At 53.4% G+C, this 23,853-nt stretch carries 23 protein-coding genes and 1 other RNA gene; 15 read left to right on the forward strand and 9 right to left on the reverse strand.

Annotated features, from left to right (window positions below; all coding sequences use genetic code 11):
- Positions 1 to 7: 7 nt before the first annotated feature.
- A complete protein-coding gene (locus CR46_RS0108070) occupies positions 8 to 751 on the reverse strand; it encodes a 3-deoxy-D-manno-octulosonic acid kinase (RefSeq protein WP_030071685.1) in 744 nt (247 codons plus the stop codon).
- Between CR46_RS0108070 and CR46_RS0108075 the strand changes: the two genes are divergently transcribed.
- The 3 genes from CR46_RS0108075 to waaA are packed head-to-tail and all read left to right on the forward strand — an operon-like array spanning position 750 to position 4,556.
- A complete protein-coding gene (locus CR46_RS0108075) occupies positions 750 to 1,847 on the forward strand; it encodes a glycosyltransferase family 9 protein (protein WP_030071686.1) in 1,098 nt (365 codons plus the stop codon). The two genes, CR46_RS0108070 and CR46_RS0108075, sit on opposite strands and share 2 nt — an antisense overlap.
- Positions 1,837 to 3,267, forward strand: coding sequence for a bifunctional D-glycero-beta-D-manno-heptose-7-phosphate kinase/D-glycero-beta-D-manno-heptose 1-phosphate adenylyltransferase HldE (gene hldE / locus CR46_RS0108080; protein WP_030071688.1), 1,431 nt, complete (start codon positions 1,837 to 1,839; stop codon positions 3,265 to 3,267). The genes CR46_RS0108075 and hldE overlap by 11 nt, the downstream gene beginning before the upstream one ends.
- On the forward strand, positions 3,267 to 4,556 hold the full coding sequence (gene waaA, locus CR46_RS0108085) for a lipid IV(A) 3-deoxy-D-manno-octulosonic acid transferase (RefSeq protein ID WP_030071691.1): 1,290 nt from the start codon (positions 3,267 to 3,269) through the stop codon (positions 4,554 to 4,556). The genes hldE and waaA overlap by 1 nt, the downstream gene beginning before the upstream one ends.
- Here the strand turns inward: waaA and rpiA are convergent.
- Entirely contained in the window at positions 4,548 to 5,222 is a 675-nt protein-coding gene (rpiA, locus tag CR46_RS0108090) for a ribose-5-phosphate isomerase RpiA (RefSeq protein WP_030071692.1), read from the reverse strand. The two genes, waaA and rpiA, sit on opposite strands and share 9 nt — an antisense overlap.
- 160 nt (positions 5,223 to 5,382) lie before the next feature.
- Between rpiA and ilvA the strand changes: the two genes are divergently transcribed.
- A complete protein-coding gene (gene ilvA, locus CR46_RS0108095; RefSeq protein ID WP_030071695.1) occupies positions 5,383 to 6,897 on the forward strand; it encodes a threonine ammonia-lyase, biosynthetic in 1,515 nt (504 codons plus the stop codon).
- Positions 6,898 to 7,308: 411 nt separating this feature from the next.
- Here the strand turns inward: ilvA and CR46_RS0108105 are convergent, their stop codons facing one another.
- From CR46_RS0108105 to CR46_RS0108110, 3 genes are all read right to left on the reverse strand, one after another.
- On the reverse strand, positions 7,309 to 7,941 hold the full coding sequence (locus tag CR46_RS0108105; RefSeq protein ID WP_030071696.1) for a 5-formyltetrahydrofolate cyclo-ligase: 633 nt from the start codon (positions 7,939 to 7,941) through the stop codon (positions 7,309 to 7,311).
- Between the two features lie 50 nt (positions 7,942 to 7,991).
- Positions 7,992 to 8,174: non-coding RNA, 6S RNA (ssrS, locus tag CR46_RS18115), on the reverse strand.
- 50 nt (positions 8,175 to 8,224) lie between these two features.
- The gene (locus CR46_RS0108110) at positions 8,225 to 8,533 is read right to left on the reverse strand and encodes a cell division protein ZapA (protein WP_030071698.1); all 309 of its coding nucleotides are present in this window, start codon (positions 8,531 to 8,533) and stop codon (positions 8,225 to 8,227) included.
- Positions 8,534 to 8,739: 206 nt separating this feature from the next.
- Between CR46_RS0108110 and CR46_RS0108115 the strand changes: the two genes are divergently transcribed.
- From CR46_RS0108115 to CR46_RS0108130, 4 genes are all read left to right on the forward strand, one after another.
- A complete protein-coding gene (locus tag CR46_RS0108115; RefSeq protein ID WP_030071700.1) occupies positions 8,740 to 9,318 on the forward strand; it encodes a UPF0149 family protein in 579 nt (192 codons plus the stop codon).
- A 14-nt stretch (positions 9,319 to 9,332) separates the two neighbouring features.
- Complete coding sequence (gene pepP / locus CR46_RS0108120; protein WP_030071702.1) at positions 9,333 to 10,673, forward strand: Xaa-Pro aminopeptidase; 1,341 nt, start codon at positions 9,333 to 9,335, stop codon at positions 10,671 to 10,673.
- 89 nt (positions 10,674 to 10,762) lie between these two features.
- Positions 10,763 to 12,004 carry a 2-octaprenyl-6-methoxyphenyl hydroxylase gene (ubiH, locus tag CR46_RS0108125; protein WP_030071705.1) on the forward strand — a complete coding sequence of 414 codons (1,242 nt, stop codon included), beginning with the start codon at positions 10,763 to 10,765 and terminating at the stop codon, positions 12,002 to 12,004.
- A gap of 63 nt (positions 12,005 to 12,067) precedes the next feature.
- Complete coding sequence (locus tag CR46_RS0108130; RefSeq protein ID WP_030071707.1) at positions 12,068 to 13,324, forward strand: UbiH/UbiF/VisC/COQ6 family ubiquinone biosynthesis hydroxylase; 1,257 nt, start codon at positions 12,068 to 12,070, stop codon at positions 13,322 to 13,324.
- On the opposite strand, the gene CR46_RS0108135 is transcribed toward CR46_RS0108130, so the two are convergent.
- The 3 genes from CR46_RS0108135 to gpmI all read right to left on the reverse strand — a co-directional run bounded on the left by CR46_RS0108135 (position 13,321) and on the right by gpmI (position 17,414).
- Complete coding sequence (locus CR46_RS0108135) at positions 13,321 to 14,622, reverse strand: S41 family peptidase (RefSeq protein ID WP_030071709.1); 1,302 nt, start codon at positions 14,620 to 14,622, stop codon at positions 13,321 to 13,323. The two genes, CR46_RS0108130 and CR46_RS0108135, sit on opposite strands and share 4 nt — an antisense overlap.
- A gap of 87 nt (positions 14,623 to 14,709) precedes the next feature.
- A complete protein-coding gene (locus CR46_RS0108140; RefSeq protein ID WP_084180405.1) occupies positions 14,710 to 15,852 on the reverse strand; it encodes a murein hydrolase activator EnvC family protein in 1,143 nt (380 codons plus the stop codon).
- On the reverse strand, positions 15,852 to 17,414 hold the full coding sequence (gpmI, locus tag CR46_RS0108145) for a 2,3-bisphosphoglycerate-independent phosphoglycerate mutase (RefSeq protein WP_030071714.1): 1,563 nt from the start codon (positions 17,412 to 17,414) through the stop codon (positions 15,852 to 15,854). The genes CR46_RS0108140 and gpmI overlap by 1 nt, the downstream gene beginning before the upstream one ends.
- A 251-nt stretch (positions 17,415 to 17,665) precedes the next feature.
- Between gpmI and CR46_RS0108150 the strand changes: the two genes are divergently transcribed.
- From CR46_RS0108150 to ruvX, 7 genes are all read left to right on the forward strand, one after another.
- On the forward strand, positions 17,666 to 18,088 hold the full coding sequence (locus CR46_RS0108150; RefSeq protein ID WP_030071716.1) for a rhodanese-like domain-containing protein: 423 nt from the start codon (positions 17,666 to 17,668) through the stop codon (positions 18,086 to 18,088).
- An 83-nt stretch (positions 18,089 to 18,171) separates the two neighbouring features.
- Positions 18,172 to 18,681, forward strand: a complete 510-nt coding sequence (gene secB, locus CR46_RS0108155; RefSeq protein ID WP_030071718.1) for a protein-export chaperone SecB — start codon at positions 18,172 to 18,174, stop codon at positions 18,679 to 18,681.
- A gap of 2 nt (positions 18,682 to 18,683) precedes the next feature.
- Positions 18,684 to 19,439 carry a 16S rRNA (uracil(1498)-N(3))-methyltransferase gene (locus tag CR46_RS0108160; RefSeq protein ID WP_084180407.1) on the forward strand — a complete coding sequence of 252 codons (756 nt, stop codon included), beginning with the start codon at positions 18,684 to 18,686 and terminating at the stop codon, positions 19,437 to 19,439.
- Between the two features lie 314 nt (positions 19,440 to 19,753).
- On the forward strand, positions 19,754 to 20,458 hold the full coding sequence (locus CR46_RS0108165; protein WP_030071723.1) for a CvfB family protein: 705 nt from the start codon (positions 19,754 to 19,756) through the stop codon (positions 20,456 to 20,458).
- Positions 20,459 to 20,534: 76 nt separating this feature from the next.
- A complete protein-coding gene (gshB, locus tag CR46_RS0108170) occupies positions 20,535 to 21,491 on the forward strand; it encodes a glutathione synthase (RefSeq protein WP_030071726.1) in 957 nt (318 codons plus the stop codon).
- Between the two features lie 74 nt (positions 21,492 to 21,565).
- Positions 21,566 to 22,123: a YqgE/AlgH family protein gene (locus tag CR46_RS0108175; RefSeq protein WP_030071728.1), complete on the forward strand. Its 558-nt coding sequence runs from the start codon at positions 21,566 to 21,568 to the stop codon at positions 22,121 to 22,123.
- Positions 22,124 to 22,147: 24 nt separating this feature from the next.
- Complete coding sequence (ruvX, locus tag CR46_RS0108180) at positions 22,148 to 22,603, forward strand: Holliday junction resolvase RuvX (protein ID WP_030071731.1); 456 nt, start codon at positions 22,148 to 22,150, stop codon at positions 22,601 to 22,603.
- A 15-nt stretch (positions 22,604 to 22,618) separates the two neighbouring features.
- On the opposite strand, the gene pyrB is transcribed toward ruvX, so the two are convergent.
- The gene (gene pyrB / locus CR46_RS0108185; RefSeq protein ID WP_030071733.1) at positions 22,619 to 23,644 is read right to left on the reverse strand and encodes an aspartate carbamoyltransferase; all 1,026 of its coding nucleotides are present in this window, start codon (positions 23,642 to 23,644) and stop codon (positions 22,619 to 22,621) included.
- Between the last annotated feature and the right edge of the window lie 209 nt (positions 23,645 to 23,853).

The raw sequence follows: 23,853 nt of genomic DNA on the forward strand, positions 1-23,853 counted from the left end.
TTAAAGGTTAACTATTATAACCTTTTAATATTGTGGGCAACACATGATGGCAATGAAATTTTGTTAGCGACCTTACTAGACGTTTTATATTGTGTTCCTGCCAATTTCCTTGTGGCCGCAAGCGACAGCGGTCCAGGTCAATCAGCCAGGGTTCACCGTTAGAGTCGATTAAAATATTGCGGGCGTTAAGGTCCACATGATCAAGGCCCACTTGATGGAAGCGTTTGATCATTACACCTACGCGCTGAAGTAAAGCCTCATCCGTCTCGTGAGTAGAAAGTAACGATGCTAGAGCCCTAGCACCTGGAACCCTGACGGTAATGAGCGCGGCTTCATACGTCAGACCATAACGCATAACACAACAGGCAACGGGGCGTGGCACGGGCAGCCCTTGGTCATACAAGGTGGCCGTTAAGCGAAGCTCACGAAAAGCCCGAGTGCGCTCTTCACCTAGCCATAGGTAACGTTTTTTACTTAGCTTGGCAATCAACCCGCCCCGGCGGTAAGGGCGTAGCACCCACTGCTCTGCATCGCCTGCTTTTAGAAATAAACTGCTCCCACGCCCTGGTGCTTCGCCAATGACTAAATTGCGTTCACGCCAATAGGCTTCACAAAAGAGAGCAGGATGAAGAGGGGGTGCCCCTGTTGGTAACAGTGGTTGTGACAGTTGGTGTGACGCGGCGGCGTCACTTACACTGTCTGAATCATGTAAAATCAGCCAATTTTTCTGCCGGAGTGCCGCTAAGCGCATGAAGCCCTCTCTGCCTGCTCAACCTAACCATATTGCCATTTTGCGCCTCTCCGCGTTGGGAGACGTGTGCAATCTCGTGCCCACGGTGCGAGCGTTGCAGCGCCAGTGGCCGCACGCTCATATTACCTGGATAATCGGCAAGGGGGAGCACAGTTTACTGGCGGGGCTTTCCGGGGTCGAGTTTATTGTCTATGACAAGTCCACTGGTCTTGCGGGTATGCGCGCGCTCTGGAAAGAGCTTTCTGGCACCCGCTTCGATGTACTGCTACACATGCAGCAGGCGATACGCGCTAGCGTGCTTTCGCTTGGACTCAAAGCCAATGCGCGGGTGGGATTCGATAAGGCGCGCGCCAAAGATAAGCAACATTGGTTTACCCAGTACCAGCTTGCCCCACGTGCGAATGCCCATGTGCTAGAGTCATTTATGGATTTTGCTCGCTTGCTCGGCGTAGAAGATGATCGATTGGAATGGAATCTGGCCGTACCACCGCTGGCCTATGAGGAAGCTCGTGGGGTCAGTGGCGATACGCCATATCTGGTCATTAATCCTTGCAGCAACGCGCGGTTACGCAACTTTCGTAATTGGTCAGTGGAAGGCTATGCCAGCGTGATTGAACATGCTTGGGTACACCATGGTTTGAAGAGCGTGCTGACCGGTGGTGGTAGTTCTTTAGAGCGAGAAATCGGCGATCAAATTGAGGCGCTGTGTCAGCCAGATAGCGTTATTAATGCTATCGGCGGTACGTCGCTCAAAGGCGTACTAGCGCTGATTGACAATGCCCGTGCGGTCATTGCCCCAGATACCGGGCCGGCGCACATGGGCAACGCCATGGGTACACCCACGCTTGGCCTCTACGCGACCACCAATCCTCAGCGTGCAGCGCCTTATTGTTGGCGGGATTTTGCGGTCAATGCTTACCCTGAAGCGGTTCGTACATATCTAAATAAATCCGTCGATGAGGTGAGCTGGGGGCAGCGAGTGCGTCATGCGGACGCTATGGATTTAATCAAGGCCGACGACGTAATTGCTAAGCTAGACGCGCTGCTGGCATCTACAGCAGTACAGCCAACAACAGGACCTTCGGATGAGAGTTGATTTAACCGCCCTGGAACATGCCCGCGTACTGGTGGTAGGGGATGTGATGCTCGACCGCTATTGGCATGGTGGCACGTCGCGTATTTCACCCGAAGCGCCGGTGCCAGTGGTACGTGTAGAGGATGCTGATGATCGTCCCGGTGGCGCGGCGAATGTGGCACTGAATGTAGCCTCTCTCGGTGGTCATGCAGCCCTGGCTGGAGTGGTGGGAGAGGACGACAATGCCGCACTGCTGACATCGCGTTTGGCGGCTTCAAATGTAAGTACTTACTTTCAAAGAAGCCCAGAGATACCAACGATTACCAAGCTGCGTGTGATGAGTCGTAATCAGCAGCTTCTGCGGCTGGATTTTGAGCAGCGCCTCGATAGCGTCGATACCACAGCACTGCTGGAACAGGTCGAAAAAGCGCTGCCCGATTGCGATGTGATGATTCTCTCTGACTACGGTAAAGGAACGCTTAACCAGGTCGAGTCATTAGTTCAGATGGCTCGTGCTTTCGGCAAGCGAGTTCTAGTTGATCCGAAAGGCCTAGATTTTAGTAAGTACCGTGGGGCGAGTTTGATTACGCCTAACTTAACCGAGTTTGAAGCGGTAGTTGGCCACTGCGCCAATGACGATGTTCTGGCTCAGCGCGGAGAAGCGTTGCGCGCCGAGCTTGAGTTAGAAGCGCTACTGATCACTCGCAGCGAAAAAGGTATGACCCTCATTCGCGAAGGTCACGCACCGCTCCATTTGCCCACTCGAGCCCAGGAAGTGTTCGATGTCACCGGCGCAGGTGATACCGTGATTGGTTTGATGGGCCTCGCGCTAGCGTCGGGGCACGCGCTGCCGGAAGCGATGATGCTGGCCAATTTGGGGGCAGGCTTGGTGGTTGCCAAGCCGGGAACAGCGACGCTTTCGATAGCCGAGCTATACACCGCGTTACATGGCGACAAACTAGCTGAGTTTGGGGTGATTGACCAAGTTCCGCTGGTCGACGCTGTGCGTGCAGCTCAGCTGCGCGGCGAGCGTGTAGTGATGACCAATGGTTGCTTTGATATTCTCCATGCAGGGCACGTGGCCTACTTAGAACAAGCCAAACGCCTGGGAGATCGCCTTATCGTTGCGGTAAATGACGATGCCTCGATTGGCCGCTTAAAAGGCCCTAAGCGGCCAATAAACCCGCTTAATCGTCGTATGCAAGTGCTGGCAGGGCTGGGCGCTGTCGATTGGGTCGTGCCATTTAGTGACGATACGCCCCAAGCGTTAATTGAAGCCGTTTTGCCGGATATTTTAGTAAAAGGCGGCGATTACCGCCCTGAAGATATTGCCGGTGGCGAAGCCGTTATCGCCAACGGCGGTGACGTGAAAGTACTTGGCTTTGAAGATGGCGTATCGACCACCGCAATGATTAGCTCCATCCTGGATCGCGAAGGGTAATGGCGTCACCGATGTGGCCGAGGCTGCTCTATTCAGCGGCGCTCTATGTTTTGTCTCCGTTGATTGGCTGGCGCATCTGGCGTGAGCAAGTGCTTACTTACTCGCGCTTACAGCGACTTGGGATGCGTTTGGGTACGCTTCCCCCAGCGCCGCGAATTTGGTTGCACTGTGCTTCGGTGGGGGAAGTACGTTCTGCCCGACCCCTAATAGAGGGTTTGCTGGCGCGTTACCCTCAGCACAGCCTGCTGCTGACCACAATGACTGCGACGGGTGCCCAGCAGGTTCAGGCGATCGCCAGTGAACAAACCGCAACGGACCAAGTACGGCTTGCTCACTGCTTCCTCCCTTTAGATTTTCCGGGAGCGGCCAAGCGCTTTATTACCCGCGTGCAACCCACTCTTGCCATTCTGTTTGAAACCGAGCTGTGGCCCAACTTGCTGCATGCTTGCCACCAACAAGCAGTACCTGTCGCGGTAGTGAACGGGCGGCTATCGCCGCGAGCCTTTGCACGCTATCAGCGGCTGCGTCCGCTAATGGCTGGCGCTTTGGCTAACGTTACGTGGTTAGCTGCTAAATCGGCGCAAGATGCTGAGCGTTTTCAAGCACTGGGTTGTCGCGCAGAAGTAACCTGTGTCGTTGGTTCGTTAAAATTTGAGATACCTTCTCAAGAAAAAACTCTAAAGAAGAGTGAGCACTTACTTCAAAACTGGAGCGCACGCCCTGTATGGGTGGCGGGCTCCACCCGTGACGGGGAAGAAGCACTGCTCTTGAAGGCCCACCGCCAGCTGTTGAAGCGCTTTCCAACTGCGTTATTGGTATTGGTGCCGCGTCATCCGCAGCGTTTTGACGACGTAGCCAAGCTGTGTGCCCAGAGCGGCTGGGTACTAAGCCGTCGCAGCCAGCAAGAGGCCGTGACGCCGCAAACGCAGGTCTACCTGGGGGATACGCTAGGAGAGTTGGCAATGCTCTATGCAGCGGGCAGTGTGGCTTATGTCGGTGGCAGTTTAGTACCCGTTGGCGGCCACAATGTGTTGGAGCCGGCGGCGTTGGGTAAGCCGGTACTCTGCGGCTCCTCGCTTGAGAATTTTAGCGATGTAGCTGAGCCGCTGATAGCAGCAGGCGCATTAAGCGTGGTGGAAACACCGGATGCCTTGGCTGATGCGCTAGCCGAGTTATTGGCAAACCCACAACATGCCCAGCACATTGGGCATGTTGGGCGAGATGTCGTTGAAACCCACCGAGGCGCGCTGGCGCGCACGTTAGATGGGCTCAGTCAGTGGCTAACGTAAGGCTGTGCGCTCAACGCCGCTCTCTGTACCCAGTAGCAGCACATCAGCACTGCGTTGAGCAAATAACCCGTTCGTTACCACGCCCACAATGGCATTAATACGCGCTTCCATAGACGCTGGGTCGTCAATCATAAAGTCGAAACAATCAATAATTTGATTGCCATTATCAGTGACGACACCTTGGCGGTAGACGGGGTCTGCGCCTAGTTTGACTAACTCCCGAGCGACATAGGAGCGCGCCATCGGAATAACTTCGACAGGTAGCGGAAAGTTGCCTAACTGAGCCACATATTTAGAGCCATCGGCAATACAAATAAAGCGTTTAGCGCAGGCAGCAACGATTTTTTCTCGGGTAAGCGCTGCGCCTCCGCCTTTAATCATTTGTAAGTTAGCATTTACTTCGTCTGCTCCATCGATGTAAAAAGGTACATCGCCCACATGATTTAACTCAAACACCTCAATGCCTAGCGCCTGTAAGCGTTTAGCACTGGCTTCTGAGCTGGCAACGGCACCTTTGAAACGATCTCTTAGCGGTCCTAAACGATCAATAAACAGGTTCGCGGTCGAGCCTGTGCCAATGCCTAGCACGGTGTCCTTTTCGAGATGAGGCTCAATCTCTTTAATCGCAACATCCGCTACGGCCGCTTTCAATTCATCTTGGGTCATCATATTTTCCTGCGTCAGGGTTAGGCAGTGCTCCCTAGTATAACGGCCTTCGCGCCAACTGCCGATGGAAACGCCGCTAGACGACGCTAGGCGTAATCTGCTACCAATAAAGGCTTTGCTCTCACCCGTCAGGGTCACGATATTTTTCTGGGATTCCCGCATGCTCGAAGCAACCGTCAAAAAGATCCTCCAAGCCCGCGTCTATGAAGCCGCTTGTGAGACCCCTATTTCTCCCGCTCCCTTTTTGTCGCGTCGTTTCAATAACCAAATTTTGATTAAGCGCGAAGACCTTCAGCCAGTATTTTCATTCAAAATTCGTGGTGCCTACAACAAAATGGCCCAGTTGACTGAAGAGCAGAAGGCCAAGGGTGTTATCGCGGCATCGGCGGGCAACCATGCCCAGGGCCTAGCGATGGCGGCTAAGCTTATGGGCGTTAAAGCGGTCATTGTTATGCCTCGCATCACGCCCGATATCAAAGTTCAGGCAGTGCGTGCCCGCGGGGCAAAAGTCATTTTGAAAGGCGATGCGTTTGCCGCTGCCGCTGAGCATGCCCAAGAACTGATTAAAGAGCATGGCTATACCTATATTCCACCGTTTGACGATATTGATGTGGTCGCAGGCCAGGGCACTATCGGAGTAGAAATTCTGCGTCAGCATAGCGGCCGTTTAGACGCTATTTTTATTCCTGTCGGCGGTGGCGGCTTAATAGCCGGTGTCGCAGCGTATGTGAAATATCTGCGCCCAGATATCAAAATCATCGCCGTAGAAGCGGAAGATAGCGCGTGCCTCAAAGCTGCGTTAGAAGCTGGTGAGCGAGTCATACTTGATCAGGTAGGCGTATTTGCCGAAGGCGTGGCTGTGGCGCAAATCGGCGAGGTGCCGTTTTCATTAGTGCGTGACTTAATCGACGACGTTATCACGGTGAATACCGATGAAATGTGCGCCGCGGTGAAAGATATTTTTGAGGACACTCGTGCTGTGGCGGAAACATCAGGCGCGCTTTCACTAGCAGGCCTGAAGAAATATGTGCAGCAAACCGGCGCTGAAGGTGAGACGCTGATATGTATTAACTCTGGTGCGAATACTAACTTTGATCGTTTGCAGCATATTGCGGAACGAACCGAGCTGGGTGAGCAGCGAGAAGCGATCTTAGCGGTGACTATTGCAGAAAAGCCAGGCAGTTTTAAAAAATTCTGCCGCACACTAGGGAAGCGAATGGTCACCGAGTTTAGCTATCGCTATGCGGATAATAGCGAAGCGCATATTTTTGTGGGTGTTCAGGTCAAACCAGGTGGGGAAGATCGTCAGGCCGTGATTGATAAGCTGCGTGAAGGTGGCTATCAGGTGGAAGACTTAACTGATAATGAGCTGGCGAAACTACATATTCGCCATCTTAGTGGGGGCCGGCCTAGCGAGCGTTTTGAAGAAGAACTCTACCGCTTCGAATTCCCAGAGCGCCCTGGTGCGCTCATGAACTTCTTAACCCAGTTGCCCCATGACTGGAATATTTCACTGTTTCATTACCGTAATCACGGCGCTGCCTATGGTCGTGTGCTGGTGGGGATGCAAGTGCCCAGTAGCGATCGAACGCATGTAGCTGAGTACTTGGATGCGATTGGTTACCGCTATTGGCAGGAGAGTGATAATCCAGCGTATCGGCTTTTTATGGCGTAAATATTTGTAAGTGTTCGCTAACCCCAGGATACAGGGCTGCTAAGAAATATGAACTTTTAGAAACGTTTAATAGAGCGTTAAAAATAGCGCTGAAAGCAGTTGTCAGTTGTCCCCTATGGCCCTATAGTCGTGGGCGAAATTAATGAGGTGTGTCATCTTTTCATACGTACTGCCTAGATGACGCACTTAGGGCATTCGGCAACTGTGAAAGACGTTGGAGATGAGGCATGCGGCGGAAAAAGCCTGATATGGTGATGGCGCTAACGGTGGTGTTTTTACTTGGGGTACTCGCCACTGGCTATGCGCAAGCGCTGTCGGGGAGTTAACTTCTCAAGTTAGTCACAGCGCTTTCAGCCTAAACGCTGCACCTAGCGAGTGGACGCTGATAGTAAAACGGGCTGATCTTAACGATCAGCCCGTTTTTATTGGCCGAATGACCATCGTGTCACTAACCACCACGTCCAGCGGAATATCCCAAGGCTCTAGGGGCAGCGTAGCCACCTGTTGGCAGGCGTGTGCAACGCCAATCAACGTTGGAGCGGGTCCTTGATAGCGCATAAAAGCAAGGCTCCGATCATAAAAGCCACCTCCCATGCCCATACGGTTTGCTTGCTTATCAAACCCTACTAGCGGAACAATCAGCGTATCTAGCGCCCAAGCCGGCATGCGATTGCGCCGCTCGGCGGCAAATCGTGAGCATGGTTCTGCGATGCCAAAGCGATTTTTAACCATAGGGGTGGACTCGTGGTAGGCAACAAACCAAAGACGATTAGTCGAGAATGGGCGTAATACAGGTAAGTAAATACTTACTTTTCGCTGACGAAGCCACGGTATTAAGTGTGTCGGGTCTATCTCGCCATTAACCGGTAAATAAAGGCTAATGCGTTTCGCTCGACGAATTTCAGGCAGCTGTTTAAGGCGCTGGCAAAGGGCGGCAGCGGCTTGTTTTTGCTGATCTAGGGAAAGGATACGGCGTCTGCGTCTAAGCTCGCGGCGAAGCGCAACTTTATCGCCGGATATACTGAAGACAGCAGTGTCGTTCATAACGAGCTACTCATAACGAGCTAACTAAGTTATTCCGCAGAATAGACTAAGAGTTCCCCAGAATGCCGCTGTCGTTCTGGCCCTGAACCTACTGGTTCAGGTGGGTGGCCGCAGCCAAACCGTCAGGCTTTCCGACGCACGGACATGCACACGGGTTTGGCTAGCATTTGGCCCCCTGGGTACTTCGCATAGGCTCGAGGGACTATAACGACTGGCGTACACCCCAGAGAACATCTTCATCTTAACAGAGCCAGTGATAATGCCAAAGGGGCGTGGCAGGTTCTTAGGGTTCTTTTTGTTGGCGAGTGCTGGCAAGTGCCCGTTCAAGGCGGTCGTTTAGACGGCTAAGATTCGCTTCGCTCGCACGGTGTTCATCTAGCACCTCGAGCAATTCATGGGTGATGTTTAGGGCTGCCATGACGGCCACCCGTTCGCTGCCAAGGGTATTACTTTGAGCATGAATGCCGTGCATTGCGCGATCTAAATAGCGAGCAGCGCGTTCAAGCTGGGTTTCTTCGCCAGTGTCGCAAGCAATCATATAGCTGCGACCCAGTAGGGTGATTTCTTTGGTTGGCCGCTTCGCGTTACTCATCAAAAACTCCGGCACAGGTCATTTTAGTGACCAATGCGTTAACATCACTGCATAGGAAGGGTAGCTAGCATTCACTATAAGAGAGCGGCTTGTGTGGGGTCAACGCACAGCCACGAGTGCTGTTAGCATCCTTCCACCGTTTGGCAGTCTTTTTGATACGTTGTTATGACGGTTTCACCCCCATTTTTGTATAGCGAGCAATGCCCATGTCCTTAATCAATGAGCGCCAGGATTTTTCTGACGTTGCGGATGTTTTTCTTCTTCATGGAAGTATGCAGTCTCCCGCTTTTTTGGATGGCCGCTTAAGTGGTCTATTAGCACTACGTGATGTGACGGCTGAAGCATGGCTAGAAGAGGTTTGCCTAAGCTTAGGTGTCGAGCAGCCTCGGGATCCTGCTAGCGCTGAACGCCTGCTAGGTTGGCGACGACAAACGCTTGAAGCACTGAGCGCCAGCGATTTGAATTACGCGCCGCTGTTGCCTGATGAGCTTTTTTCACTCGCCGAGCAAGCCCAGGGCCTAAAAGAGTGGACGCAGGGTTTTATGGAAGTTGTCGAGGATGTGGCTGATGAGACGCTTCGCGAGCGCTGGTCCAAAACGCTACAAGAGGCCATCGATGACCTAGCGGGACTTGTACAGATCGAAACGGATATCGACGATAGCCCTGAAAATGAAAATGACTTATTTGCCTTGACGGAGCACGCGCGTATGGCGGCCATGCTGCTTTATACCGAGCAGCACCCGGGGATGCCTCAGGTCGAGCAGTCCGACGCCCCCGTTCATTAATACAGGAGTTATCTATGTTGCCTGAGACACTACCTAGGTCTGCTGCTATTACACCTGCTGAGTACCGCCAGCGCCGAGAAGCGCTCATCGCCCAACTGCCTGTCAATGCAGCGCTTGTGGTGCCAAGCGCTGCATTGGTAACTCGCTCTCACGATAGCGAATACACGTTTCGACAGCAGAGTGACTTTTACTACTTGACCGGCATTCAAGAGCCCGATGCGTTGCTTGTTGTGCTGCCTGGCCGTGAGGCAGGCCAAAGCGTGGTGTTTTGCCAAGACCGCGACGCCACTATGGAAGCCTGGACAGGTCGGCGTTTAGGTGCCCAGGGCGTAGAGGCACAACATGGTATTGATCAAGCGTTTGAAAATGCTCAGCGGGAAGAGCAGTTGCCGGGGCTATTAGCTGGTCGCGAACTGCTCTATCTGCCGCTAGATAATCCCGAGGCGCTAAGTATTGCAGAAGAGGCGCTAGCCCATGCCCAGGCGGGTCTGCGCCACGGTAAGCCAGCGCTAAAAGGATGGCTGGATAGTCGTCCGCTTGTTCATGAAATGCGGCTTATTAAAAGCCCAGCTGAAATTGCCTTACTGCGCCATGCGGCGGCTATTTCTGCCCAGGCGCATATCCGCGCGATGCGTAGCTGCCGTGCTGGATTAAGCGAGTATCAGCTGCAAGCGGAGTTGGAACATGAGTTCGCTTGGCAAGGCGCCAGCGGGCCAGCGTATAGCACCATTGTGGGGGGTGGGGAAAACGCTTGCGTACTGCATTACATTGAAAATAGCGACATGTTGAAAGCCGATACGCTCGTGTTGATTGATGCTGGCGCGGAGTTTGATCTCTATGCTGGGGACATCACCCGCACGTTTCCGGTTAGCGGTAAGTTTAATGACGCTCAGCGAGCGCTTTACCAAGTGGTACTAGCTGCCCAGGAGCGTGCGGTGCATGCTATCAAGCCAGGGACTACGCTGGCAGATATTCATCAAGGCGTGGTGCGCGATTTGACCGCAGGCTTAATTGCTCTTGGGTTGTTAGAGGGCGATGAGCAGGCGCGTATTGACGACGAGAGCTACCGACGCTTCTACCTACACTCTACATCACACTGGCTAGGGCTGGACGTACATGATGTGGGAACCTACCGCCTCAATGAAGAGACCCCGCGCCCGCTTGAAAGTGGCATGGTCGTTACCGTTGAGCCTGGCCTGTATATCCCTTGTGACGACGATATTCCTGTGGCCTACCGCGGTATTGGCATTCGTATCGAAGATGATGTTGTGGTGACCCAGGATGGGCATGAGGTGCTTACATCAGCCGTACCAAAGCAGATTGCTGATATAGAGCAGTTAATGGCTAATAAATAACCAGTAAATTAGCACTGATAATAAATTATGTAATTTACATTACGAAATTACGGTTTGTATAGTTCGTGCTTAACCTGTAGGAGATGCCAATGCACGGTGTACAGCAGGCAAATCAAGGCCAACAGAAACAAGCGCTTACTCACGATATCGTTATTGTGGGTGGTGGTTTGGTAGGTGCCAGCTTGGGCTGTGCGTTGGCTCCTCTTATTGAGCGCTATGGGTGGCGGGTGGCCATTATTGAGTCCAATGCCTTACCTGAAAGCGCGCAGGAGGTGTCGTGGCAACCTAGCTTCGATGCACGCGCTAGCGCTATTGCTGAAGGCTCTGCTCAGCGCTTTCGCCAATTGGGGGTGTGGGAGGCGATGCGTAGTGAAGCAACGCCGATCAAGCGTATTCATATTAGCGAGCGCGGGCGTTTAGGTGCTACGAGATTGAGCGCCCAGGAACTAGGGGTACCGGCATTAGGGCATGTCATACCTAATGCCTGGATGGGGCGCGTGTTGCACCATCATCTTCAGCAGTTGCCGATTGAGTGGCACTGCCCTGCGACCGTGGCACAACTGACGCCACAAGCAGAGGGCCATCACCTGATTCTTTCTGATGGTAATGAGCTGACTGCAGCGTTGACTATTCTTGCCGATGGCGGCCGGTCTGGCCTGAAGGAGCAATTGGGGATTAGTAGTCGCCGCCGCTCTTATGAGCAAACCGCGCTGATTGCGCACGTGGGTATTAGTCAGTCTCATCAGGGGGTAGCGTATGAACGGTTTACAGAAGAAGGGCCGATCGCCTTGTTGCCACTACCAGGTCAAGCCATGGAGTTAGTCTGGACGCATACCAGTGGCACTGAACAGGCGCGGCTAGCGCTCTCTGATCAGGCATTTCTACGCCAGCTACAGTCCGCCTTTGGTGATCGAGTAGGGCGTTTTACTCGGGTGGGACAGCGTTTCAGCTACCCGCTTTCGCTGATCACCGCAGAAGAACCGGTTCGACCAGGGCTGGCGGTACTGGGTAATGCTGCCCACGCGCTACACCCAGTAGCGGGTCAGGGCTTCAACCTGGCGCTACGCTCCGTGATGGACTTGGCCGAGGAGCTGGCGCAGGGCGCCGAAAATCAGCGTGCCCTTGGTGATATGCAAACGCTGCAGTCATTTGAGCGACGTCGAGCTCAAGACCGTTCCAATGTGATTCGGTTTAGTGATGGGTTAGTACGGTTATTTGGCTATTCGCTGCCTTTACTTCCCCATGCCCGAGCAGCTGGGCTGGTGGGGTTAAATTTAGTGGGGCCGCTTCGCCGCAGCTTGGCACGCCGAGCGATGGGGCTAGAGCGCTAACCTGACAATCACTTCTGACTCAGAGCGTGACAGCTGTCTCAGAAAGGTAACGAAGGAAACGGTATGAAAACGCAAGCAGCGGGGTTAGATGCGTCGGTTGAACATTTTGACGCGATAATTGTGGGTGCTGGCATGGTAGGCACGGCGCTAGTAGGGCTATTAACGAATGCTGGCATGCAGGTGGCGTTAGTAGAAACCAAAGCAGAGCCACTTCGTTTAGCTGCTTTCGGCGATCATCCACCGGCCCCTAGGGTGAGTGCATTGACACCGGTTTCTCAGCGCCTGCTCTCGCACTTGAAGGCGTGGCCTGCAATGGCTGATACGCGGATAACGCCTTACCGTTATATGCAGGTGTGGGATGCAGAAGGGAGCGGTAGCATTCAGTTTTCCGCTGATGAAGCAGGTGCACCCGTACTTGGACATATTGTTGAAAACGAGGTGACATTAGCCGCGTTAAATGAGCAGGTATTAGCGTTGCCAAAGGTTAGTACTTTCTTTGGAGTTGGCGTGGAGGCTTTACAAACATCGGATAACGGTCGTTGGCTAGTACTTAAGGATGGGCGTCAGTTGTATACACCGTTACTCATTGCGGCCGATGGTGCTCACTCCACCATGCGTGAGCTGGCAGGAATATCGGTAGCTGAAGAGCCGATGCAGCAAGAGGCTGTCGTTACCACGGTAAGGTGTGAAAAACCCCATGGGGACACGGCTCGTCAGGCTTTTATCGCTGGCCGTCCACTGGCTTTTTTGCCGCTAACGGTGAATGGTGACGATCGCTACTGCTCGATTGTTTGGTCGACCACACCTGAGCATGCAAAACAACTCACGGAGTTTTCTTCTGATGCGCTGGGGCAGGCCCTAAGTGATGCCTTTGATTATCGCTTAGGCCAGGTGAGTGCCGTCGATGCTGCCTATCGCTTTCCACTTATCCAGCGTCATGCTGCTCAGTATGTGCAGCCCAACTTAGCACTGGTGGGCGATGCTGCCCATAGCATTCACCCGCTAGCAGGGCAGGGGGTTAACCTTGGCTTTATGGATGCAGCGGTGCTGGCTGAAGAGGTGGTTAATGCATGGCAGCGAGGCGCGCCCTGGGGAGCGCTGTCCACGTTGAGTCGCTATGAACGACGCAGACGCTTAGATAATAGTGCTATGTTAGGACTGATGAAAGGGTTCAAAGTACTCTTCGGTAGCGAAGTGCCTGCCCTGACGCTGGCGCGTAATATTGGCATGAGTGGTATGAATCAGTTAGTTCCGTTGAAACGGTTGGTGATGCGGCAGGCGATCGGAGAGCGTGGGCGCCTGCCGCAATCATGCCGTTAACGGCGGCGGCGATCTACCACATTTAGCGCTTTGAGCAGGTTCAGTGCTTCACTGAGTTGGTAGTCATCGCGTAGGCGCTGAGACATTTCTGCACGCTCACGTGGTATAGCGTTTTGGCCGCTTAGGTGGCCATCAAGGTCAGCTTCACGGATTCGGCGCTGACCTTCAGCCACTTCCAGGCGGCCACGCACTACTTCTACATCAGGTTCGATACCTTGCGCTTGGATTGAACGTCCATTGGGCGTGTAGTAAAGCGCGGTCGTTAGCTTTAGGCCTTCACCATTGCCAAGTGGCATGATTTGCTGCACGGAGCCTTTGCCAAAGCTCTCGGTACCCATGATCACCCCACGACGTTGGTCTTGAAGCGCCCCAGCGACAATCTCAGCTGCCGAGGCGCTACCGCTGTTTATCAGTACTACCAGTGGTACGTCTCTGGCGGGAGTTTCTGATGATGCTGAAAACGACATTTCAGTATCAGAAAGCCGTCCTTCAGTGTATACAATTAGCCCTTCATCCAGGAAAAGGTCTGCGACGCCAACGGCGGCTTGTAATACGCCGCCTGGATTGTTGCGCAAGTCGAGGATTAACCCTTCAAGCGGCTGTTCTCTAGCCATGCGCTCTAATGATCTGCGTGCCTGTTCAGGGGTTCGCGACTGAAACTGGCTGATGCGCAAGTAGCCGAAGCCTGGTTCAAGTTCTTCGTGCTTAACGCTTTCGCTACGAATCACCTCGCGCGTGAGTGTGAACTCTCTCGGTGACTCTTCACCCGACCGCAAAATGGAAATACGTAGTTGGCTACCTGGCTCACCACGCATTAGATTAACGGCTTCTTGTAGCGATAAACTGTCGGTTGGTGTTCCATCGATAGCCACAATCACATCGCGAGATAATAGCCCTGCTCGGGAAGCCGGCGTGTCATCGATGGGAGTGATGACCATTAGCTGTCCATTTTCAGTGCCTACCTCTATGCCAATCCCGCCAAACTCACCTTGAGTCGATTCGCGCAGACTTTGGTACTCTTCTTCGTCTAAATAGGCTGAATGAGGGTCAAGTTCGCTAAGCATACCGCGCATGGCATTGCGTAATAGTGTGCGATCGTCAACCTCTTCGACATAACCACGTTTAATGCGCTCAAATACTTCGGCAAAGGTTTGAATCTCTTCAAGGGGCAGGTCATCAGCAACGCTATTTGCAGGCTGGGCCACTAAGGGAAGCGGTACCGACAGCAGCACAAGCGGAAGTAAGGTAGCCAAAAAGCGCTTGGCAGGGGCCGATACCTCGGTAACAGATAGCGTCATGCGGACTCCGCTAGGCGAAAGGCAGCATCAAAAGGTGCTGCTCAGGTTGAGACATGATTGTTAATGCATATAAGTCAGCTTATCCCGTCAGCGGCGTGCAATCCAACGTTGTGGATTAATTGGTTCACCGCTACGTCGCACTTCAAAGTAAAGCGCGGAGCGGGTCTGCCCGCCACTATTGCCGACGCGTCCAATTTCAGTGCCGCGACTCACCTGTTGCCCAGGCCGAGCGCTAAAATGTTGCAAGTGAGCATAGAGCGTCATGATCTGATCTCCATGATCAATAATCAGTAGGTTGCCAAAGCCACGCATCCAGTCGGCGAATACCACGCGGCCCGTATGCACCGCAGCTACTGCGCTGCCTGGGTCTGCTTGAATCACGATACCGTTGTAGTGCACGCCATCTCTACGCTGGAAGGTTGCTGTAATCGCTCCTTGAACGGGCCAGGGTAAATCGCCCTGAGTGCGAGTAATGTGGGTGGTAGGTGTTGGTTCGGCTAAGCGGGCCAGCTCGGCTTGAATCGCTCTTAGTTGCTGCTCGGCCTGCTCACGGCTTTGGTTAAGATCGGCCAAGCGGTCTTCTTCGCTGCCATAACGATCATCCAAGGTCGCTACGACCCCCCGCCGCTGCTCGGTTCGCTGGGCGAGCAGGGCGCTTTGCTCTTCTAGCTCATCGGCTAATGTAGCAAGGCGTGCTTGGCGCTCACCCAGCGCCAGCTCAGTATCTGCCAGCGCGTTATCAAGGCGGCTGATATCGGTAAGGCGTTGCTGGCGCGCTTGAGTGAATCGATTTAGGTAGGCCTGCATTCGGTCTAGCTCGGCAGGGTCGCTTTGGTTAAGAAGCAGCTTCAACTGGGGCGTTGGCCCCAGTCGATAAAGGGCCGCTAGCTGCTGGCTTAGCGCAGCGTATTGGGTTTCACGCTCACCTTCCAAGCGCTCTCGGTGCTGGCGAAGCTGAGTGGTTTCGTCGGCCAGTTGGCGGCGCTCGGCCTGGAGTTGGTCTAAACGCTGGTGGGTCTCGGCAAGTTCTGTTTCGACCTCTCGCAACTCGCGCTCGGCGCTGTCCCGTGCTTGCCCAGTCGCACTGAGACGCTGGGCCAGATTCTCAATCTCTTGGCCAATCGCATCCAACTGCTTGCGTGCTGCTGTTTCATCTGGCTGAGCAACACTTGCTGGCGCATAACCTAACGCCAGCATGAGCGTGATAACTAATGTCCAGCCCATAAGCATCAATCAAAATGAATCAGTGGTTTACCTGTCATTGCGTCGGGCTGTGTCTGGTTCATCATGGTTAACAGCGTCGGCGCTAAATCGCATAAGCGTCCGTCTTCCAAGCTGCCAGCCCGCTCGCCTACGTAAATCAGCGGCACCATGAAGGTGGTATGAGCTGTTTGTGGTGCACCAGTTTCTGGATGCACCATCTGCTCAGCATTGCCATGATCAGCGGTAATCAAGCAAGCACCACCAGCTCGCTCAATGGCCTCCACTACCCGGCCAACGCAGGTGTCGACGGTTTCAATCGCTTTTACGGCTGCATTGAAGTCACCCGTGTGGCCAACCATGTCGCCATTGGCATAATTGCACACCATTAGGTCAAAGCGACCACTGTCGATAGCTTCCACCAGCTTATCGGTGATCTCAAAGGCGCTCATCTCAGGTTTTTCGTCGTAGGTTTTAACATCCCGGGGTGAGGGGACCAAGATGCGCTCTTCGCCTTCGTATTCGGCCTCGTTACCGCCAGAGAAGAAAAAGGTGACGTGGGGATATTTTTCTGTTTCTGCAATACGCAGCTGAGTTAGGCCTCGTTTAGCAACCACTTCACCTAAGGTGTCGGTGAGATCCGAAGGGGGGAAGGCCGCTGGTGCTGGAATATTGGCGGCGTACTGGGTCATCGTGACTAAACCGTCGCCAGCCAGTGTAGGGCATACGCGCCGTTCAAAGCCGTTGAAGTTAGGTTCAGTAAAGGCACGAGTTAATTCACGAGCGCGGTCAGAGCGGAAATTGAGGAAAATAGCCGCATCACCGTCTTGTAGCGTAATGGCGGTATCACTTAGCGGAATACTGCTAGAGGCAACAAATTCATCGGTTTCTCCGCGCTGGTAAGCGTCACGCAGGGCGGTTTCAGCGCTAGAAGCAATAAAATCAGCGTGGCCCTCGGTCAGCAGGCGATAGGCTTGCTCAACACGCTCCCAGCGGTTATCACGGTCCATTGCGTAAAAGCGGCCAATGACTGAGGCAATAAAGCCGTTATCAGCGCCCACCAGCTCCGATAAACGGGCATTAGCGCGCTCAAGCGAGCGAAGCGCGCTTTGCGGCGGCATATCGCGTCCGTCTAAAAATGCATGGATAAAAATGCGCTGCGCGCCGCGTCGGGCAGCAAGCTCAGCCATGGCAATAAAGTGATCTTCGTGGCTGTGTACGCCGCCGGGAGAAAGTAGCCCAAGCAAGTGGACAGCACGGCCATTAGCAACGGCTTCGTCGATGGGCTTGGTCAGCACCTCGTTGGTGTCTAGGTCGCCATCTTCAATTGCTTTGGTGATGCGGGTAAAGTCCTGGTACACAACGCGTCCGGCACCAATGTTCATATGGCCTACTTCAGAATTACCCATCTGCCCGTCAGGCAGGCCCACGTGGCGACCATCAGTGTGCACAAAGGCATGCGGACGATTGGCCCACAGCTTGTCCATGTTGGGCGTATTAGCAGCGGCCACTGCGTTGTGGGCGCTATCGGGATTGTGGCCGTAGCCATCTAAAATGATAAGCGCCACGGGGCGCGGTGCAGTTGTAGCCATGAAAACCTCGTTATGTTGATCAGCCAAGCGACATGAGGTGTTGTTTGAAACGTTGGTGAAGATTGCTCAAACAGTTTTCAGACAACACCTTATAATCAGGGTCGCGACAGGCGCGCGCATGGGGCATCATAACGCAGGCAGCCGTTGGGCGTCATGGCCTGCGCGGTATGCCGTGTGACGTGTATACTTGTTGCGTTTCTGGAGGCGGCTAAGCCGCTTTTTTCTGCATAGACCAAGAGATTGTGTTCACGATGATCGATCAGCTGTTCGAATTCGTAATGAACCACCCCCTACTTGTCGGGGCGTTTTTGCTGGTATTAATAGCATGGGTGGCGTACGAGGCGCGCAGTGCCGCTACCCACGCTGTGACCTCTACACAGGCGACTCAGCTTATTAACCGTGAAGACGCGGTGGTGCTGGATATCCGTGAAAGCAAAGACTTTAAAGCGGGACATATTGCCGGTGCACGCAATATTCCCCAAAGCAGCCTCGACAGCCGCATGAATGAACTGGAGAAAGTGAAAAGCCAGCCGATCATCGTGGTATGTAAGCACGGCCAGAGCTCTGGTGCTGCACAGGCAAAACTTGCTAAGGCAGGTTTCGAGCGTGTCAATAAGTTGAGAGGTGGCATGGTGCAGTGGCAGGCGGATGGTCTTCCGGTGGTGAAAAAGTAAAGTAGAAATCAATTAAACATACAGTAAGTAAGCTATGCGCTGTCGCGCATCTTTTTATCAGATGAACAATTAGGAGTATTTCCATGGCGGAAGATAACAACACCCCGCAGGCAGGCGCCACAGAAGGTGAAAAGCCTCAGCTTAAGTTCTCTTTGCAGCGTATCTACGTAAAAGACATTTCGTTTGAAGCGCCGAACTCTCCTTCTGTATTCAAGCAGGCGTTTAAGCCCAAGGTGAACCTGGACCTGAACACCACTAGCCAGAAAATAGCCGACGACCAGTATGAAGTGGTTGTAAAGGTGACAGCTCAGGTCAACGACAGTGAAACCGGCACTACATCGTTCCTGGCAGAAGTAGAGCAAGCTGGCCTGTTCCGTATTTCTGGCATTGAAGGGGCGCAGTTGGAACAAACCCTGGGTGCGTTCTGCCCTAATCTGCTGTTCCCTTATGCTCGCGAATGCGTTGATAACCTTGTCAATCGTGGTGGTTTCCCGCCGCTAATGCTGGCGCCGGTGAATTTTGAAGCCATGTACGCTCAGCGCAAGCAGCGTGAAGCGCAGCAGGCTCAGCAAGCAGCCGAGAATACTCACTAAGTATGCATGCTGCTGACTGGGTTGCCTTACACGGCAAAATGCCCCGCCTTTATGTGCCCGCTGAGTTTGCAGTGGGCACAACCATTACCCTACCTGACGGCCCGGCGAGGCATGTGACGCGAGTGCTACGGTTGGGCGAAAGCGCGCCACTGATGTTGTTTGATGGCAACGGCCAAGAGGCTGGCGTGCGCTTAGCCGATGTTGGACGTAAGCAAACGACAGTGACCATCGAGGCTGTTTGGCTGGGTAGTGGCGAATCGCCGTTGGCGGTACACCTGGGCCAAGCGATCTCAAAAGGCGACCGGATGGACTATGCCATCCAAAAAGCCGTTGAGCTGGGCGTTGCAGCGATTACCCCGCTCTACACCGAGCGGGGCGATGTGCGTCTCAAGGGCGACCGTGAAGAGAAAAAACTGGCTCATTGGCAGGCAGTTGCAGCTAGCGCTTGTGAACAGAGTGGGCGAGCGGTTGTCCCGCCCGTTTATCCTCCACAAGCACTGAATGAGTGGCTTTCCGAGCGGCAAGAGCCACTACGTTTGATGCTTCACTTAGCAACAGGCAACGTATTTTCGCAACAGCCATGTCCCACTTCCGTAGCGCTCTTAATCGGCCCAGAGGGTGGTTTAAGTGACTCAGACATTAATGCTGCCACCGCCGGTGGCTTTACGCCGCTGACACTCGGCCCAAGGGTATTGCGTACTGAAACAGCGCCTGTTGTTGCGCTAACACTGCTGCAGCACCACTTTGGTGATGTGTAAGTACTCACTTTTTAGCGCTCGCTTTCCAGTATTCGATTTTAAAAGCTGATTTTTAAGAAGCTATATTTTAAGAACTTCTATTTTAAGAAGTTCTATTTTAAGAGCTTATAGTTTAAAGACTTGCTCTTAAGAACCTATTTTTAGGGGCTGTTTCTTAAAGATTTTTGTGAGTAAGTGCTTACTGATCGGCTGCTGCCATGTTAAGCGGTAGTAGTCGCTATTTTGTGCTGCTGAATTGATTGATAACGGCCGCGCTTTGCCTTGCGTTCGCAAGGCACCATACTGAAGGTCTACTTTTTGTAAGGACGGTACCCATGGTCCGTGAGTCACACTCTTCTCCCCGTTCCGCAAGCGACGCTGCTGCCCAATTGGGTGACGTAGCCTATTTAACCGTGACTGCGGTTAATAGCACTGGGGCGTTTCTGCAATGGGGGCAGCCCAAAGATGTACTGCTGCCTTATAGCGAGCAGCGCTTTCGCCCCGATCCCGGTAAGCGGGTACTGGTAATGCTGTATAGCGATGACCAAGGGCGTCCTGTGGCTACCATGCGCTTGGATCGCTTTTTGACAGATGACGCCTGGGCGCTAGAAAAAGGTGATGAGGTGGCTGTGGTGGTGGCTGACCGTACTGACCTTGGGATGAAAGTAGTGGTTAATCACCGCTATTGGGGGCTGATTTATCAAGATGATATTACTCAGCCGCTGCGCCGCGGGCAGTCGCTGAAAGGCTATGTAAAGCAGCGCCGCGAAGATGGCCGGGTTGATATCTGTTTGCTCCCTCCAGGTGTGGCGCGTCTAGATGTAGTGGGCGATAAGGTGCTGCAGGCGCTGCGTCAAAGCGGTGGTTATCTAGCATTAGGTGATAAAAGCTCAGCACATGACATTAAAACGCGTCTAGGGGTTAGCAAGAGTGCTTACAAGCAGGCCATAGGGCGACTGTATAAACAGCAGTTAATCACGCTGGAGCCTGGCGCTATCCGGCTTGTGCCTGGCGCGCTAACCGACGAGCAAGCCGAGTAACTGCTAGCGGCGGTTGGAGCTGTGCAAGCAGTGCGGCATACTGCTTACCTATTGTTTATGTATGGATGTTACCCCGATGAGCCAATCAACGTTGCATCTCGGTGTGGTGATGGATCCCATCAGCGACATCGCTTACAAGAAAGATACCACCATGGCGATGCTGTGGGCGGCGCAGGAGCGCGGCTACACCCTGCACTACATGGAGCAAGAAGATCTTTTCTTGAACGCGGGACAGGCGTATGCGCGCATGCGCCTGCTAACGGTGCATCGCGACCCAAATCATTGGTATGACCTTGGTGAAGCGGCCCAGCGCCCGCTGGTGGAGCTAGATGTTGTGTTAATGCGCAAAGACCCGCCTGTCGATGCCGACTTTACCAATGCGGTCCATCTATTGGGGTTTGCTGAGCGGGAGGGTGTCTTGGTCGTGAATCCAACCGCTGCCTTATTACAGTGTAATGAAAAATTGTTTGCTCAGCAGTTTCCCCAGTGCTGCGCGCCCACCGTTGTTGCCAGCCGAGATGACGTGCTACGTGCCTTTCATGCGGAACACGGTGATGTGATTTTTAAACCGCTTGATGGCATGGGCGGAACTGGTATTTTTCATATTGGCCCCGATGGCCGCAATATAGGTGCGGTGATTGAGCAATTGACGCTGCGTGGCCAGCGACAAATTATGGCGCAACGTTACCTATCCGAGATCAAGGATGGCGATACGCGCATCTTATTGGTTGACGGCGAACCCGTGCCCTATGGGCTGGCGCGGATTCCCTCGGCGGGTGAAACCCGGGGGAACCTCGCCGCGGGCGGTCGTGGCGTTAGTCGCGAGCTCACCGAGCGCGACCACTGGTTGATTCAGCAGGTGCAGCCCATGATTCGTGAAAAAGGGCTGATGTTCGTTGGTTTAGACGTGATTGGTGACTACATCACTGAAATTAACGTTACCAGTCCCACCTGTGTACGTGAAATCGACGATCAGCGTGGCACGAACATTGCCGGAATGCTGCTGGACGCCATTGAACGTCGTCTTCACTAATCGATGCCGTTAAACGTTCTATTCGCCTAATTAACGCGAGGCTCGCTGAGTGTTCAGCGAGCCGTAGGAGACGCATGCAAAGTTTTAAGCATCATTTTTTGATGGCTATGCCCCACTTGGAAGACCCCAATTTCGCTGGCAGCCTGATCTACCTGTGTGACCATGACCACAATGGTTGCATGGGGGTCATCGCCAACCGCCCACTTGAAATCACCTTGGATGCCCTATTTGAGCAGCTCTCATTAGGGGGAGATGACAGCCCACACCGTAATGCACCGGTCTATTATGGTGGCCCTATGCATAAGGATCGTGGCTTTATTTTGCATGTCGGTGATAGCCAGGAGTGGGACTCCAGTGTTCAGGTGGAAGACGGTATTGCGCTTACCACCTCGATGGATATTCTTCAGGCACTTGCCGATGGCACAGGCCCCGACGATTTTTTGGTTTGCCTAGGCTGTGCTGGCTGGGATGTCGGACAGTTAGAAGACGAGCTAAAAGAGAACACGTGGTTAACTGTGGAAAGTCAAAGCAGCGTACTGTTTGATACTCCCCCCACGGAGCGTTTAACTGCTGCGGCTGGCATTCTTGGTGTTGATTTAAACCTGATGACCCGCAACGCCGGACATGCATGACAATTAACATGACGGTTGAGTTTCATGGCTGAACGTGGGCAACGGCTAATACTCGCATTTGATTTTGGTACTCGGCGTATTGGCGTCGCGGTAGGCAACGAGTTGTTGAATAGTGCACGCGAGCTAACGCCGCTAACCGCTCGAGATGGCATTCCTGACTGGAACGTTGTCACACGGTTAGTAGAAGAGTGGCAGCCTGATCTATTTGTCGTTGGCTTGCCGCTGAATATGGACGGCACTGAATCAGCGATGAGTACGCGGGCACGTAAGTTCGGCAACCGCCTGCATGGGCGCTATGGTAAGCCCTGTGAAATGGTCGACGAACGTGGCTCCACTCGCGAAGCGAAGCAGATTGCCCATGCTGCAGGGCATCGTGGTAATTACCGAGAAGAGAGCGTTGATGGCATTGCTGCCGTGCTTATTCTAGAAGGCTGGTTTGCCCACCAGGAAGGACTGCCCGGTGGGCGAAGCACCCATTAAATCTGATGCCGTGTCTTAACGGTCTAGCGTGCCGACCTGTGATGGCACAAACCAGCGCACTGGCCGCAGGTCTTTCTCAATCAGTTCATCTACCTTTAAGAGCGTGGCAAAAATGGCCATACGCATCGGTATCCCGTTATCGGTTTGGCGGAAAATCGCCAAACGTGGGTCTCCGTTAAGGTTCACGTTTAGGTCATTAGCGCCTGGGCGGCTATCACGGGGTAGTGGGTGCATGACAATGGTGCTCTGGCTGCAGCGCTGATCAAGAAAGTCACGGTTCACCATAAAGTCGTCAGAAAGCCCCTGAAAGCTCTCGTTCATTTCATCAGTAAAGCGCTCTTTCTGGATACGCGTGGTGTACACCACGTCTAGGTCTGAGAAGTCGCTAGCCAGTGAATCGCGCTGCTCAACGCGATGCCCGCGAGATGTCACTAGGTCAATCAGGGCGGTCGGCATTTCTAAACCCGGTGGAGATACCAGGGTAATGCGCAGCGGATCATAAAGAGATAGTAACTTGATTAGCGAATGCACGGTGCGGCCATATTTCAAATCACCAGTCAGTAGAATATGCGCGCCGCTAAGCGATTTACCCAGTCGCTGAAACTCTTTATCAATTGTATAGAGGTCCAGCAATGCTTGGCTTGGGTGTTCACCAGGGCCATCGCCACCATTTATTACCGGCACATTAGTGGCCGCTGCGAACTCCGCTACCGACCCTTGATCGGGGTGGCGCATAACAATCGCATCGCAGTAACCACTCATCACACGGCTGGTATCGTACAGCGACTCACCCTTCGCCATAGAAGAGAAGGTAAAGCCAGTGGTGTCACACACACTTCCCCCCAAGCGGCAAAATGCGGCATGAAAGCTCACGCGCGTGCGTGTACTCGCCTCAAAGAACAAATTACCAAGCACAGCACCTTCCAGCACCCGAGTAACTTGGCGGCGACTGGCAATAGGTTCCATACGCGCTGCTACGCGTAGCAGGTGGTCAACGCTTTCGCGCTGTAATGAATCGACAGTTAATAGGTGCTGGCTCATCACGGACCTCAAAATGGAGTGGGCGTTACGTGCTATAAAGCTAGGGTAAGTGTAACCGTCTAGAGAGTGCCGTCGAAGCGCTTTCAAACACACAACGGCCTATCTTAAAACTTTTTTGCACTTATTTATAAATAGGCCTTGCCAAGACGGCAGCGAATCCGTAAAGTACGCATCCGCTGCCGGGGACGCACAGCGTTACCAGCGGTGAT

Source organism: Vreelandella neptunia (assembly GCF_000712975.1).
GTDB classification, from domain to species: Bacteria; Pseudomonadota; Gammaproteobacteria; order Pseudomonadales; family Halomonadaceae; genus Vreelandella; species Vreelandella qaidamensis.

Coding starts and splice junctions, on each gene's coding strand:
- waaA (WP_030071691.1), top strand. CDS start 3,267: ATGGCGTCACCGATGTGGCCGAGGCTGCTCTATTCAGCGGCGCTCTAT.
- gshB (WP_030071726.1), top strand. CDS start 20,535: ATGAGCCAATCAACGTTGCATCTCGGTGTGGTGATGGATCCCATCAGC.
- hldE (WP_030071688.1), top strand. CDS start 1,837: ATGAGAGTTGATTTAACCGCCCTGGAACATGCCCGCGTACTGGTGGTA.
- gpmI (WP_030071714.1), bottom strand. CDS start 17,414: ATGGCTACAACTGCACCGCGCCCCGTGGCGCTTATCATTTTAGATGGC.
- CR46_RS0108140 (WP_084180405.1), bottom strand. CDS start 15,852: ATGCTTATGGGCTGGACATTAGTTATCACGCTCATGCTGGCGTTAGGT.
- rpiA (WP_030071692.1), bottom strand. CDS start 5,222: ATGACCCAAGATGAATTGAAAGCGGCCGTAGCGGATGTTGCGATTAAA.
- CR46_RS0108175 (WP_030071728.1), top strand. CDS start 21,566: ATGCAAAGTTTTAAGCATCATTTTTTGATGGCTATGCCCCACTTGGAA.
- CR46_RS0108110 (WP_030071698.1), bottom strand. CDS start 8,533: ATGAGTAACGCGAAGCGGCCAACCAAAGAAATCACCCTACTGGGTCGC.
- pepP (WP_030071702.1), top strand. CDS start 9,333: ATGTTGCCTGAGACACTACCTAGGTCTGCTGCTATTACACCTGCTGAG.
- CR46_RS0108115 (WP_030071700.1), top strand. CDS start 8,740: ATGTCCTTAATCAATGAGCGCCAGGATTTTTCTGACGTTGCGGATGTT.
- pyrB (WP_030071733.1), bottom strand. CDS start 23,644: ATGAGCCAGCACCTATTAACTGTCGATTCATTACAGCGCGAAAGCGTT.
- CR46_RS0108070 (WP_030071685.1), bottom strand. CDS start 751: ATGCGCTTAGCGGCACTCCGGCAGAAAAATTGGCTGATTTTACATGAT.
- CR46_RS0108075 (WP_030071686.1), top strand. CDS start 750: ATGAAGCCCTCTCTGCCTGCTCAACCTAACCATATTGCCATTTTGCGC.
- CR46_RS0108130 (WP_030071707.1), top strand. CDS start 12,068: ATGAAAACGCAAGCAGCGGGGTTAGATGCGTCGGTTGAACATTTTGAC.
- ruvX (WP_030071731.1), top strand. CDS start 22,148: ATGGCTGAACGTGGGCAACGGCTAATACTCGCATTTGATTTTGGTACT.
- secB (WP_030071718.1), top strand. CDS start 18,172: ATGGCGGAAGATAACAACACCCCGCAGGCAGGCGCCACAGAAGGTGAA.
- CR46_RS0108165 (WP_030071723.1), top strand. CDS start 19,754: ATGGTCCGTGAGTCACACTCTTCTCCCCGTTCCGCAAGCGACGCTGCT.
- ubiH (WP_030071705.1), top strand. CDS start 10,763: ATGCACGGTGTACAGCAGGCAAATCAAGGCCAACAGAAACAAGCGCTT.
- CR46_RS0108135 (WP_030071709.1), bottom strand. CDS start 14,622: ATGACGCTATCTGTTACCGAGGTATCGGCCCCTGCCAAGCGCTTTTTG.
- CR46_RS0108160 (WP_084180407.1), top strand. CDS start 18,684: ATGCATGCTGCTGACTGGGTTGCCTTACACGGCAAAATGCCCCGCCTT.
- CR46_RS0108150 (WP_030071716.1), top strand. CDS start 17,666: ATGATCGATCAGCTGTTCGAATTCGTAATGAACCACCCCCTACTTGTC.
- CR46_RS0108105 (WP_030071696.1), bottom strand. CDS start 7,941: ATGAACGACACTGCTGTCTTCAGTATATCCGGCGATAAAGTTGCGCTT.
- ilvA (WP_030071695.1), top strand. CDS start 5,383: ATGCTCGAAGCAACCGTCAAAAAGATCCTCCAAGCCCGCGTCTATGAA.